The 13168-nt window shown below is 34.5% G+C and carries 11 protein-coding genes; 5 read left to right on the top strand and 6 right to left on the bottom strand.

The features are described 5' to 3' along the window. The first annotated feature begins 2 nt into the window (after positions 1-2). Positions 3-371, top strand: coding sequence for an MmcQ/YjbR family DNA-binding protein (locus tag B0A65_RS07620; RefSeq protein WP_026982718.1), 369 nt, complete (start codon positions 3-5; stop codon positions 369-371). Between the two features lie 98 nt (positions 372-469). After that, complete coding sequence (locus B0A65_RS07615) at positions 470-1186, top strand: PH domain-containing protein (RefSeq protein WP_074660329.1); 717 nt, start codon at positions 470-472, stop codon at positions 1184-1186. A 130-nt stretch (positions 1187-1316) separates the two neighbouring features. Here B0A65_RS07615 and B0A65_RS07610 read toward each other — a convergent pair whose 3' ends face one another. Beyond that, on the bottom strand, positions 1317-2417 hold the full coding sequence (locus B0A65_RS07610) for a DUF4407 domain-containing protein (protein ID WP_074660328.1): 1101 nt from the start codon (positions 2415-2417) through the stop codon (positions 1317-1319). Positions 2418-2650: 233 nt separating this feature from the next. Here B0A65_RS07610 and B0A65_RS07605 point away from each other — a divergent pair, with 233 nt between their 5' ends. Both B0A65_RS07605 and B0A65_RS07600 read left to right on the top strand, forming a co-directional pair. After that, the gene (locus B0A65_RS07605) at positions 2651-5461 is read left to right on the top strand and encodes a TonB-dependent receptor (RefSeq protein WP_074660327.1); all 2811 of its coding nucleotides are present in this window, start codon (positions 2651-2653) and stop codon (positions 5459-5461) included. 72 nt (positions 5462-5533) lie between these two features. Then, complete coding sequence (locus tag B0A65_RS07600) at positions 5534-6586, top strand: phytase (RefSeq protein WP_074660326.1); 1053 nt, start codon at positions 5534-5536, stop codon at positions 6584-6586. 195 nt (positions 6587-6781) lie between these two features. On the opposite strand, the gene pckA is transcribed toward B0A65_RS07600, so the two are convergent. Then, positions 6782-8386 carry a phosphoenolpyruvate carboxykinase (ATP) gene (pckA, locus tag B0A65_RS07595; RefSeq protein ID WP_074660325.1) on the bottom strand — a complete coding sequence of 535 codons (1605 nt, stop codon included), beginning with the start codon at positions 8384-8386 and terminating at the stop codon, positions 6782-6784. A gap of 205 nt (positions 8387-8591) precedes the next feature. Then, a complete protein-coding gene (locus B0A65_RS07590) occupies positions 8592-8978 on the bottom strand; it encodes a DUF423 domain-containing protein (RefSeq protein WP_074660324.1) in 387 nt (128 codons plus the stop codon). Positions 8979-9172: 194 nt separating this feature from the next. On the opposite strand from B0A65_RS07590, the gene B0A65_RS07585 reads away from it, so the two are divergent. Beyond that, positions 9173-10537 carry a saccharopine dehydrogenase family protein gene (locus B0A65_RS07585; RefSeq protein WP_074660323.1) on the top strand — a complete coding sequence of 455 codons (1365 nt, stop codon included), beginning with the start codon at positions 9173-9175 and terminating at the stop codon, positions 10535-10537. Positions 10538-10749: 212 nt separating this feature from the next. Here the strand turns inward: B0A65_RS07585 and B0A65_RS23240 are convergent, their stop codons facing one another. From B0A65_RS23240 to B0A65_RS07570, 3 genes are read right to left on the bottom strand one after another with little or no spacing between them, the layout of a single operon-like run. After that, positions 10750-11505 carry an energy transducer TonB gene (locus tag B0A65_RS23240; protein ID WP_074660322.1) on the bottom strand — a complete coding sequence of 252 codons (756 nt, stop codon included), beginning with the start codon at positions 11503-11505 and terminating at the stop codon, positions 10750-10752. Between the two features lie 47 nt (positions 11506-11552). Next, positions 11553-12776: a M56 family metallopeptidase gene (locus tag B0A65_RS07575; protein ID WP_074660321.1), complete on the bottom strand. Its 1224-nt coding sequence runs from the start codon at positions 12774-12776 to the stop codon at positions 11553-11555. Then, positions 12773-13144 (bottom strand): BlaI/MecI/CopY family transcriptional regulator, encoded by a 372-nt coding sequence (locus tag B0A65_RS07570; RefSeq protein WP_074660320.1) that lies wholly within the window; start codon positions 13142-13144, stop codon positions 12773-12775. Before B0A65_RS07570 ends, B0A65_RS07575 begins: the two co-directional genes overlap by 4 nt. Between the last annotated feature and the right edge of the window lie 24 nt (positions 13145-13168).

Here is a 13168-nt window from a genome sequence, read left to right as displayed (position 1 = left end):
TTATGAATCTAGAAACGTATTACGAATATTGTCTGTCAAAAAAAGGTGTCAGTGAACATTTTCCTTTTGATGAAGACACCTTGGTTTTTAAAGTAGGCGGAAAAATGTTTGCCCTGTCTTCCTTATCGCAATGGGAAAAGAACGAACCATCAGTCAATTTAAAGTGCGATCCCGAACGCGCGCAAGAGCTTCGAGCCGAATATGATGAGATAAAACCAGGCTTTCATATGAGCAAGGTACATTGGAATACCATTGCGCTGAACGGTAGTTTGTCAACCGCTTTTATAAAAGAACTCATCGATCATTCGTATGAATTGGTTTTTAAAAGTTTGACCAAGAAAATTCAAAACGAAATTATCGACCCGAGGTAATTTTTTACCGAACAGTCGGAGCAATTAGAAAATTAGGCATTACATTTGCAGCATCAGTCAAAAACTTAGCAACTCAGTTACTTAGCAATTTATCAAACATGAAAGAACAATTTAAAAAATTTCTAAACGAAGAACAAGATCCAAAAGCGATTGAAAAAATCACCTCAAAACTCAATGATTTATTGATGAAGGGTGAGGAAGTTGGATATATCGCGGTTCAAAAAAAACCAGCAATTACTGTTTTTCCAGATAGTATTGTATTAACAAACAAAAGAATTATTATCTGTAAACCTAAAAACTTAGGTCTTTCAATGGACTTTACAGATTATACCTGGGATGAAATCGTTGGGACTTTTGTAAAAGAAAATATATTAGGATCAGAGTTCTCATTTTCAACAAAAACGGACATTCAGGTTTCAATAGATTATATTCCTAAAATTCAGGCAAGAAAAATTTATACCTATGCTAAAGAACAATTGGATATTTTAAAAAACCCGGTTTCGGCTGCGACACCTATTCAGGAAGTTGTTGAACCAGAATATGAAGAAGAAGAAGAGGAAGCAATTGAAGAAGTAGAAACAGAAGAAGTGACGAATTATGCTGAAATTATGCCGGCGGTTACTCCTTCTCCATCTTATGAAACTTATGAACCAATTCAGCCTGCACCAACTTCAACAGGAGACCGTAAATTAAGTGAATTGTCTAAAGAAGAACTTTTTGATAAATTACAGAATTATAAAAAACTTCTTGATAACGGATTGATTATGCAAGGTGAATATGATGCTTATAAAAAAGAGATATTAAGTTATATGTAATTTAGTCAAAAGTCATAAAGTCGAAAGTTTAAAAGTCATTCACTTTATATAAAAAAGAAAGCCAGAAATAGAAATTTCTGGCTTTTTAGTTTTTCAGACTTTAAGACTTTCGACTTTCAAACTTTATGACTTAGAGAGTAGCCTTCTGTTTTTCTACAAAACTATTTGATTGCAGTTCTAATAACTCCGTTGCATTTTTTCGCTGCAGGTCGTATAAACTTTTATCCTCAGCAATATCAGCGTAAACTCTGTCGTGCATTTGGGCACTGGTTTTCTTAAGTAATTCGCGTTGGTATTTGTTCTGTTCCAAGGTCGCTTTCATCGCAGTTTCTGCTTCTTCCTGTTTAAAGTCGAATTCACCTTTTGGAGCTAATAATTTGGCTATAATTGGAGAAGTTTCAATTGCTAAAAATAATAGCATTATAAAGAAAGACGGCATCCAGGGCAGTTTATTCAAAGCATTAATTCTGGCCATTAAACCATCAAAACCTTCGATAATAGGTTGTGTTTGCGAAACTTTTTTATCTAAATCGGCTTGTAATTGTTTGCCTGCTTTTTCTTTCTCGGCAATTTTTGCTTCGTTAGTTGTTTTTAAGGTTTCGAATTCTTTTAAAATGGCATCGTGTTTCTCGCGTTTCTCTTTATAGACAGGACCTTTCCCTAACTTTTTAGTTCCCGCTGTTCCTTCAGCTTCTGTGATGTAAGTTGAGTATAAAGCGTTTACTTCTTTTTCTTTCTTTAGAATATCTGCTTTTAAAGAAGCAATCTCAGCCTTATTTTTATCTAAATCCGATTTGAAATAATTCCCAACCTGCTTTTTATTGGCCAATTCCATTTCGTTTTTTTCCTTCAACAAAACAGTATTGATTTCTTTTTCGAAAATTTTAATTTCTAATGGTTTCGAAATTACGATGGCAATAATAATCGCCAATGCAATACGAGGCGTTGCTTGCAGAAATTCATCCATAAAACGATCTCGTTTCTTGATAGTCGAAACAATAAATCGGTCCAAATTGAAGATCAGTAAACTCCATACAAACCCAAATATTAGGGCAGGATAAATAGAATCAAAAACAGTAAAAAGCGCATAAGCACTGGCAAGGAATGCCATAACTGCGGTAAAAAAAACGGTGGCTCCAATACCAACATATTTGGTTTGTTCGCCTTCTGAACAGCCTTCGAGTAAATCTCTGTCGGCTCCAGAACATAGGATAAAAAATTGTTTTAACATGATTGATGATTTTTGATTATGATGATAAGGCAAATTTAGCGCCAAAAAATTAATTCTCAGATAAATAGTTGATTTGTTTTTAGTTGCAACTATATCTTTTGATTTTAATAAATGTTATTTAAACATTATTAACCTCCATTTTTATAAGATTAATCATAACAGTATGTTAATTTTTTTAAAGGGTTTTAGTAATACAAAGGTTCTAGTTTCGCAGGAAATCAAACTAAAACACAATGAAAAAAATTTATTTATTAGTAACATTCATGCTTTTAGCCTTTTCAGGTTATGCCCAAAAAGCCATAATCTCAGGAAAAGTATTAGATATCGATGACAAACTTCCGTTGCCTGGAGCAATGATTCAGATTGTTGGTGAAAACAAATACACGGTTTCAGATTATAATGGTCGTTTTGAATTACTTAACATCAATGAAGGAACTTACCAGGTACAAGTAAAATATATAGGATACACTGCTACAACACAAGAAATCAAAGTAGAAGCAGGAAGAAATAACGTTCTTGATTTTGCACTTAAATCAGCGGGAACTGAGTTGAATGAAGTTGTCGTTGGAGACATTTTAAAAGGTCAGGCCAAAGCGTTGAATCAACAAAAAAACAATAAAAACATTGGAAACGTAATTTCATCTGATCAAATGGGACGTTTTCCTGATGCCAATGTTGGAGACGCTTTAAAACGTGTTCCGGGTATCACCATGCAAAATGACCAGGGTGAGGCTCGTAATATTATTATTAGAGGTTTGGCTCCGTCATTGAACTCGGTAACTTTGAATGGAGACCGAATTCCGTCAGCAGAAGGAGATAACCGAAATGTTCAAATGGATTTAATTCCGTCTGATATGATTTCGACTATCGAAGTAAACAAAACCTTAACTTCAGATATGGATGCTGATGCCATTGGAGGTTCTGTAAACTTAATTACCAGAGCAACTCCAAACGGCGAAAGAATCTCAGCAACACTTGCGGGAGGTTATTTGCCAATTCGCGAGCATGCGTCTTACACGGCAGGATTAGTTTATGGAAATCGTTTTTTCGACAATAAATTAGGAGCCGTTTTCAGCGGATCTTATAATAATGTAGATTACGGATCTGATAATATCGAAAACGAATGGGTAAAAGATGATTTCGGAAATGAATATTTGCAAGCCTCAGAAATCAGAAAATACGATGTACAACGTATTCGTCGAAGCGGTTCTGTGGCTTTAGATTATAAATTTGACGAAAACAATACCATTTTCGCCAATGCCATTTATAACTGGAGAGACGATAGAGAAAACCGTTTCAGAACTACTTACGATGATATCGAACCGATCTACAATGGTGAAGAAATTACAGGTTTTGAAGGTCGTGTAAAACGTCAGACAAAAGGTGGTGTTGACAACAACAGAAACAAAAACAGGAGATTAGAAGATCAACGCGTTCAGAATTATTCGATTCGTGGAGAACACTTGATCAACTCTAAATTAGATTTAGACTGGTCTGCCAATTATGCAAAAGCGAGAGAATACCGTCCACAAGAGCGTTATATCGAATACCGTCAGAAAGGTCTGGAAATGATGGAAGATTTATCTGACCCGAGATTTCCTTTAATGACAACTGTAGGTGAATCTGTAGATGATCTCAAATTTGATTCGGTTACAGAAAATACAGATGAAACAAGCGAAAGTGAATTTGGTGCAAAAATCAACATTCGTTTCCCTTTCACCGTGATTCCTTCTGAAAAAGGAAGATTGAGAACCGGTCTTAGACTTCGCTTAAAAGAAAAAGAAAGAAATAATATGTTTTATTCTTATGAGCCAATCAACGACGGAATGGAATTACTATCTGAAGTTCCAACAAGTTATTATGACGGTTCAAAATTTAATCCGGGAACTAAATATGTACCGGGAACTTTTGCGTCGGCCAATTTCTTAGGAAGTTTAGATTTAAATAATCCTGCTTTATTTGACAAAGAAGCAAGCCCATCAGAATATTTAGCAGTTAATTACAATGCTAAAGAAAACATTTATGCAGCTTATGTGAGATGGGACCAGGATTTTAACGACAAACTTTCTATGGTTTTAGGTTTCCGTTTAGAGAACACCCATATCGATTATACAGGAAACAGGGTTTTGGACGAAGAGGAATTAGAGAGCCAAATTAACAATACAAACTCTTACACTAATTTATTGCCAAGCATTTCATTTCAATATAATGCTACAAAAGATTTAGTTTTAAGAGCGGCAGCAACAACAGCTTTGGCTCGCCCAAATTATTATGCATTAGCTCCTTATGTAAATAATATTGCTGCAGATAAAGAGATTACAGCTGGAAATCCAGATCTTGACGCAACCTATTCTTATAACTATGATTTCATGGCTGAGAATTATTTCAAATCAGTTGGTTTGATTTCTGGTGGTGTTTTCTACAAAAGATTAAATGATTTCATTTACAATTACAGCGATAATCAATACGACAGCGTAAAATTTGCTACTGATTTTCCAAATCAGAACAACCCAATTCCGGTTGGCGAAAACTGGTCATTTGTACAATCAAGAAACGGAGATAAAGTGGATGTTTATGGTTTTGAAGTAGCATTTCAACGTCAGTTAGATTTCTTACCAGGGAAATTCTTAAAAGGATTTGGTATCTATCTGAATTACACTTATACAAAATCTAAAGCAAAAGGAATTTCTGATGAAGATGGAATTGAAAGAAACGACATTAGTCTTCCGGGAACAACGCCACATATGTTTAATGGTTCATTATCTTGGGAAAACAAACGTTTTTCTGCCAGAGTTTCGACTAATTTCACATCAGATTATTTAGATGAATTGGGTTCTGAGTCTTACAAAGACAGTTATTATGATAAGCAGTTTTTCTTAGATGCGAATGCTTCTTTTAAAATTACAAAACACCTTCGCGTTTTTGCCGAAGCCAACAACTTAACAAACCAACCGCTGCGTTATTACCAAGGAGTTGAAGCGCACACCAAACAAGCAGAATATTATCAGGCCCGTTACAATTTGGGATTGAAATTTGACTTGTAATAACCAATTATAAAATTCTTAAATTAGACAGGACTTTGTGGTTCTGTCTAATTTTATTCAAATGAAACTCAAATGAAAAATAACTCTATAATCACTTTTTTACTTTTAAGTGTTTTATTCCTTTCTTGTAAAGATGATAAATTAGCGCCCATTGCCCCAAACGCCGTTAAACCCACAACCGTTACAGAAGCTTTGCCTCACGATACAGACGATCCTTCAATCTGGATTCATCCTACCGATGCTACAAAAAGTATAATTGTCGGAACAGATAAAGACACAGACGGTGGTTTGTATGCATTTGATTTAGATGGAAAAATTGTCGGTAAATCAGAAGTTTTAAAACGCCCGAACAATGTTGATATCGCATACGGATTAGTTATTGACGGAAAAAAAGTTGACGTTGCCGTAACAACAGAACGTGAAAGCAACAAAATCAGAATTTTCAGTTTACCCGATTTAAAAGCAATTGATAACGGCGGAATTCCGGTTTTTGAAGGTGAAGAATTACGTGATCCAATGGGAGTTGCTTTATACACACGACCAAGTGACAACAAAATTTTTGCTGTTGTAGGAAGAAAATCCGGACCATCAGGAAGTTATTTATGGCAGTATGAACTTTCCGGAAACGGGAAATTTGCAACTGCAAAAGTAGTACGCAAATTTGGTGCTTACAGCGGAAAGAAAGAAATCGAAGCCATTGCGGTTGATAATGAATTGGGAACGATTTTATATTGCGACGAGCAATTCGGAATTAGAAAATACAAAGCGGATCCTGCTTTAAACGATAATAAGGAAATGGCTTTATTCGGAAAAACAGGTTTTAAAGCTGATAATGAAGGAATCGCTATTTACAAAAAAACAGATTCTACTGGTTATATTTTAGTATCTAATCAACAAGCCAATACTTTTATGGTTTATCCAAGAGAAGGTGCAAAAGGCAATCCAAACAATTATCCTTTATTGGCCGAAATTCCAACTTCGACAGTTGAATGTGATGGTGCGGATGCTACCAGTATTAATTTAGGAGGAAAATATAAAAACGGCCTTTTTGTAGCGATGAGCAACGGAATGACGTTTCATTATTATGCCTGGGATTTGATGCAGCAACGTATTGACGGTAAATAAGTTTTCAGTCTAATGTGAGTTTTCAGTCTAATGTGAGTTTTCAGTCCCAGTCGCAGTCTTCAGTTTTCCTACTGTATCCAACTGTGACTGAAAACTGTGACTGAAAACTGAGACTGAGACTGAGACCTGAGACTGAAAACTAAAAAAAAACTGTTCATAACGAACAGCTTTTTTAGTTTGAATTAGTAATTATCCTTATTCTGTTTTTGGCGCTCCGGCCAGAATTTCTTCGTTTGCAAATTCTTCAAATTTGGCAAAGTTGGCTTTGAATTTCGCAGCCAATTCTAATGCTTTTTTATCGTATAAATCTTTGTCTTCCCAAGTATTTCTAGGATTTAAAATTTCCTCTGGAACGTTAGGGCAAGATTGTGGTTTTGCAATTCCAAACACTGCATGATTTTTAAATTCTACGTTGTCTAATTCCCCATTTAATGCAGCGGTAATCATGGCACGTGTATATTTTAATTTCATACGGCTTCCTGTTCCGTAAGGACCACCTGTCCAACCTGTGTTGATCAACCAAACTTTTACGTCTGCGTCTTTCATCTTTTTAGTTAGCATTTCGGCATAACGTGTTGGGTGCAAAGGCATGAATGGCGCTCCAAAACAAGCTGAAAAGTTAGGCTGTGGTTCTGTTACACCCGCTTCAGTTCCGGCAACTTTTGCCGTATATCCTGAAATAAAGTGGTAAGCAGCCTGACCCGGAGTCAGTTTTGAGATTGGAGGCAAAATTCCGAAAGAATCTGCCGTTAAGAAAAATATATTTTTAGGATTATGTCCAATAGATCCTGGCTGAATATTATCAATATGTGTTATTGGGTAACTTACACGCGTATTTTGAGTGATCGAAACATCATCATAATCTACTTCGTTTGTTCCAGCTTTGAAAACCACATTTTCTAAAAGCGCTCCTTTTTTGATCGCTCTAAAAATGTCCGGTTCATTTTCTTCTGATAAGTTGATTACTTTAGCATAACAACCTCCTTCGAAGTTAAAAACTGTATTTTCAGCAGTCCATCCGTGCTCATCATCACCAATTAATTTACGTGCAGGATCTGCAGATAAAGTAGTTTTTCCAGTTCCTGATAATCCGAAGAAAATAGCTGTATCTCCAGCTTCACCAACATTAGCACTACAGTGCATTGGTAATGTATTTTCGAAAACTGGTAAAATGAAATTCAAAGCAGAGAAAATACCTTTTTTCATTTCTCCTGTATATCCTGTTCCGCCAATAAGTGCTACTTTTTTAGTAAAATCTAAAATAGCAAAATTAGACTGACGTGTTCCGTCTACAGCAGGATCTGCCATAAAACTTGGTGCACAAATCACAGTCCATTCCGGAGTAAAGTTGGATAACTCAGACTCTTCTGGTCTTAAGAACATATTGTAACAAAACAAATTAGACCAGGCCGTTTCTGTTACTACACGAACATTTAGTCTATAATTAGCATCTGCACAAACGTATGAATCGCGTACATATACTTCTTTATTCGATAAAAACTGTGTTACTTTAGTATATAATTTTTCGAAAGCTTCTGGTGAAAACGGAATATTTACATTTCCCCACCATACTTTATCTTCTGTAATGCTATCCTTTACGATAAAACGATCTTGCGGAGAACGTCCTGTAAACTCACCTGTATTGATCGCCAATGCTCCTGTAGAGTTTTCGACACCTTGTCCTGATTGCACTGTAATAGCATGCAGTTCATCTGCTGATAATTGATAGTGAACTTTGGCATTTTCAATTCCTAATTCCTTTAACGAAATCGATTGCGAGAAAAGTGTGTTAGTGTCCATAAATTTGTAGTTGTGTATATTATTTTTTTAGTGCACAAACATATTTTACTTTGATCTTTAAGAAGTTACCTTAAAAACATTGAATTGTTATATTTTTCAATAATATAAATGAAAAATAGTAAAAAATCACAGAAGTAAAGTTTTATGTTATTTTATGAGACAAAATTAAAGATTAATTTTTAGATAGAATTTTTTATTCGGTATTTTATGATTTTTGCTTCAAAATACTAACAAATAATCCCAACCAAGCAAGAATTAATAAAAATCCACCCACAGGAGTTGCGAATACGATAATTTTAGAATCGAATAATGTAAGATTTTTTGTAGCCAATAAATAGATAGAACCACTAAATAAAATGACACCGGCAACCGTTAAATTATAGATTGTTTTTAGTGCTTTTGGAGTAAGTTCTTTTCGGGTTGAAAGAAAAAGTAAAAAGAAGGCATGATACATCTGATAACGAACTCCGGTCTCAAAAGTAACCAGTTGCTCTACTGCTAAGTATTTTTTTAGAAGATGTGCTCCAAAAGCCCCTAAAATAATTGCTAACATACCTATAAATGCACCTGTCAGTATAATTCTTCTTTTCATAATGCTTTACTACTTTTAATTTTAAAGCAAAAATACTTCAAAGTATTCAAAAAGCTTTTTACTTTCCATAATCTTTTTTGGAGAAAAGGAATTCTTTACTTTTTTATCTGAAATAAAAAAGATTTCATTTTTTTAAATCAATTCAATTGTTATATTTGTAACAATTTAATATATTTGTGTTATATATTTAAAACATGAGAAGCATTTTAATTATCGGAGCCGGAAGATCAGCATCATCATTGATACGTTATTTACTATCAAAATCTGAAAGTGAAAATCTACATCTTATTGTAGCCGACTTATCCTTGGCCTTAGCCGAAAAAAAGACAGAAAAACACCCCAATGCTACTCCAATTGCTTTAAACATATTTAATGCCGATGAAAGAAAAGCTGCGATAGAAAAAGCGTCTATCGTGATTTCGATGTTACCGGCTCATTTACATATAGAGATTGCAAAAGATTGTCTTCAATTCAAAAAACATCTTGTAACCGCTTCTTATATAAGTGATGCGATGCAGGCGCTTGATGAAGAAGCCAAAAAGAACAATTTGATTTTCATGAACGAGATTGGTCTTGATCCCGGAGTTGATCACATGAGTGCAATGAAAGTTATTGATGAAATTAGGTCAAAAGGTGGCAATATGCTACTTTTTGAATCGTTTTGTGGCGGCTTGGTAGCCCCTGAATCAGATAATAATTTGTGGAATTACAAATTTACCTGGGCACCAAGAAATGTAGTATTGGCGGGTCAGGGTGGTGCAGCAAAATTTATTCAGGAAGGTACTTATAAATACATTCCCTATGGAACGCTATTTCGCAGAACGGAGTTTCTTGAAGTAGAGGGCTATGATAAATTTGAGGCCTATTCCAACCGTGATTCGCTTAAATATCGTTCTATTTATGGTTTAGATGATATACTGACTTTGTATCGCGGAACGATTAGAAGAGTTGGTTTTTCGAAAGCCTGGAATATGTTTGTACAACTCGGCATGACAGATGACAGTTATATCATGGAAGATTCTGAAAACATGAGCTACCGACAATTTACAAACTCTTTCTTACCCTATCATCCAACTGACTCTGTTGAAATTAAAACGCGACTAATCTTAAAAATTGATCAGGACGATATTATGTGGGATAAACTTTTGGAACTGGATTTATTCAATCCTAACAAAAAAGTGAATTTACCAAATGCCACTCCTGCTCAAATATTAGAAAAAATACTTTCTGACAGCTGGACTTTAGCGCCAGACGATAAAGATATGATTGTGATGTACCATAAATTTGGTTATGAATTGTACGGTGAGAAATCGCAAATCGATTCAAAAATGGTTTGTATCGGAGACGATCAAACGTATACTGCTATGGCAAAAACAGTCGGACTTCCGGTTGCCATGGCTACGTTATTGATTTTGAATGGAAAAATCACAACTCCCGGGGTACAACTTCCGATTAAAAAAGAAGTCTATCTGCCCATTTTGAAAGAATTAGAAGAATATGGTGTTGTTTTCAACGAACAAACCATGCCTTACTTTGGATATAATCCGGACCTGTTTTAGTTCTGATTACTTTTTTTTGAGAATTTTTTTTTTAGTTTTTAATTTTATCCGCTTCTAGTTTCAGAAGCGGATTTTTTATTTTTGAGATGCAAAGGTTCAGAGGCTCAAAGGAACAAAGGTTTCTATTGAAGCTTAATTACCAAACATGGGAAAGTCACAAGACTAAACCTTTGCCCCTTTGTTGCTCTGTATCTTTGAACCTTTTTAAAAACTTAATTTGCAGATTGAATTGTAATAGGCAAACTGTACGCTGTGCGCACCGCTGTACCGTTTTCAAGTTTACCCGGAATCCATTTTTTAGTCAGCTTTATATTCCGTACAGCTTCCTCACCAGTGCCGTAACCAAGATCTTTTAAAATTTTAGTTTCCACAACAGAGCCATCTTTTTCGATTACAAAACCAATAATAATTTGCCCTTTTAACCCTATCTTTTCTGGCGCTTTATATTGTTTAGAAAGATCTTTATAAAAATTTTGTAAACCTCCGGGATAAGTTGGTTTTTCAGAAACTTCTTTTACTGAATATACTTTTTCTTCCAACTTTTCAGTGGCCTTGATCGTAATAGGCAATGAGTACATAGCCCTTACTGGCTCTCCCTGGTATTTTCCGGGAATCCATTTAGGAGAATTTTGAAGTACTCGTATCGCTTCTTCTCCTGTTCCATAGCCAATGTCTCTTAAAACCTTTATGTTTGCTAAAGAACCGTCTTTTTCAATTATAAATGTCACATAGACTATGCCAGCCAATCCCTGAATTTTTGGTGTCATATAATTATCGCCTATGAATTTATAAAATTCCGAAATGCCACCTGGAAAATCAGGTTTTTCGTCCAGCTCGGACATCATTTTATAATTATTAGCCACTGGCGAAGCTTCTGTTTGAGCAAACGTGGCCGTACTAAAAATAAAAATCAGAGTAAATAATGCACAAGTTTTAATACTTGATTCCAAATTATTTCTTGTTATCATAAAATTGTTTTTTTTTACTAATTTTTCTGATAAAAATACTATTTTTTTTATTTCGCTGGTTGAATTGTTATTGGCAAAGTATACATCACTCGAACTGGTTTTCCGTCTATAGAGCCCGAAGTCCACTTTGGAGAAAGTTTCAATACACGAATTACTTCATCGCCTATACCGTAACCAACATCTTTCATTGTTCGCAAATCAGATAAACTTCCATCCTTTTCAACAACAAACTGCATATACGCTTTTCCTTGTATTTTATTTTTTTCAGCCTCAGCAGGCATTTTAAAATTAGATCCAACAAATTTATAAAAGGCTGCAATTCCCCCCGGAAATTCAGGCTGTTTTTCAATTGCATCACTTTCATAAATATCTTTTTCCTTAACGTCAGCCTTATTTTTTACTGTTTGAGCCATCGTTTTTGTGCTGAAAACAAACAATAATAAAGCATAAACTATACCTACGCTAAATACTTTTAATACAATTTTAATAGAAGATTCTTTTTTAGTCATCATTACTAAACGTTTTTTAGTTATTAAATAATTAATAGTACTGGCAAGCGAAATAGTGTTTTTATTAGAAGCAAAATCAAGCAGCAGATTTTGATAACTTCTAACGGAATCAAATTGCTTAATAACCGCTTCATCTGCCAGAAATTCATGGTTAAGCTTAATGGCTTTTTTATATAAAATAAACAATGGATTAAACCAAAATACAATCTGCAAAACTTCGATAAAAAGAATATCTAAAGTATGTTTTTGTTCTAAATGTGCTTTTTCATGCGCTATTAATTCAGATGGAATTTTACCATTTTTAAACTCCTCTTTACTGATAAAAATAGATTTCCAAAAAGAATGTGGTAAAATAGGTTCATCTATTAAAACCACTTTTTCCCCTTTTATAAATTGCACTTCATTTCTCGTTATCCTGTTATAAAATGAAAATAAATTCAAAACAAAACGAAGCATTAATAACAGAACAACCAAGCCATAAGAAACTGTTATCAAAACAATTAAAAAATCATTTAGGGAGATCGGGGCAAAGTTTTCACTGCCTTTTTGAATTACCAGCTCATCAAGTTGAATTAGTCCAATTTTGTTAGAAAAACCAGATTCAAACGAAACAATTTGCAATGGAATTGTCAGGCTAAAAATTAAACTTCCTAACAAATAAGCGCGATTGAAACGAAACATTTTTTCGTTTTCCAAAACCATTTTATATACTACATAAAAAACCAAAAGTAGTATTCCGGATTTTAAAAGATATAAGATCATTTTTTCTTTTTTTGAATTTGATTGTCAATTATTTTCTTAAGTTCTTCTAATTCCGACGTAGACAAATCCGTTTCCGTAGTGAAAAAAGAAGCAAATTGTGAGGCCGAATTATTAAAGAAATTACTAATTAATCCGTTGACGTGTTTCGAGAAATAAACCGTCTTTTTAACCAGCGGATAATATTCCCTTGAATTTCCGAATTCGTTATACGCAACGAATTTCTTATCGATCATTCTTTTCAAAAGCGTTGCAACGGTCGTTGTTGCCGGCTTTGGTTCCGGATACGCTTCAAGCAAATCTTTCATGAAGGCTTTTTCAAGCTTCCAAAGATGCTCCATTAATTGTTCTTCTGAGTTTGATAATTGCATTTTTTGAGGTGCTAAGGTTCTGAG

Origin of the sequence: Flavobacterium frigidimaris, from assembly GCF_002217275.1 — a bacterium.
Lineage (GTDB): Bacteria > Bacteroidota > Bacteroidia > Flavobacteriales > Flavobacteriaceae > Flavobacterium > Flavobacterium aquidurense.
The sequence above is the reverse complement of the archived record's forward strand: the minus strand, read 5'-3'. Positions and strand labels throughout refer to the sequence as shown.

Coding starts and splice junctions, on each gene's coding strand:
- B0A65_RS07620 (WP_026982718.1), top strand. CDS start 3: ATGAATCTAGAAACGTATTACGAATATTGTCTGTCAAAAAAAGGTGTC.
- B0A65_RS07615 (WP_074660329.1), top strand. CDS start 470: ATGAAAGAACAATTTAAAAAATTTCTAAACGAAGAACAAGATCCAAAA.
- B0A65_RS07610 (WP_074660328.1), bottom strand. CDS start 2,417: ATGTTAAAACAATTTTTTATCCTATGTTCTGGAGCCGACAGAGATTTA.
- B0A65_RS07605 (WP_074660327.1), top strand. CDS start 2,651: ATGAAAAAAATTTATTTATTAGTAACATTCATGCTTTTAGCCTTTTCA.
- B0A65_RS07600 (WP_074660326.1), top strand. CDS start 5,534: ATGAAAAATAACTCTATAATCACTTTTTTACTTTTAAGTGTTTTATTC.
- pckA (WP_074660325.1), bottom strand. CDS start 8,386: ATGGACACTAACACACTTTTCTCGCAATCGATTTCGTTAAAGGAATTA.
- B0A65_RS07590 (WP_074660324.1), bottom strand. CDS start 8,978: ATGAAAAGAAGAATTATACTGACAGGTGCATTTATAGGTATGTTAGCA.
- B0A65_RS07585 (WP_074660323.1), top strand. CDS start 9,173: ATGAGAAGCATTTTAATTATCGGAGCCGGAAGATCAGCATCATCATTG.
- B0A65_RS23240 (WP_074660322.1), bottom strand. CDS start 11,505: ATGATAACAAGAAATAATTTGGAATCAAGTATTAAAACTTGTGCATTA.
- B0A65_RS07575 (WP_074660321.1), bottom strand. CDS start 12,776: ATGATCTTATATCTTTTAAAATCCGGAATACTACTTTTGGTTTTTTAT.
- B0A65_RS07570 (WP_074660320.1), bottom strand. CDS start 13,144: ATGCAATTATCAAACTCAGAAGAACAATTAATGGAGCATCTTTGGAAG.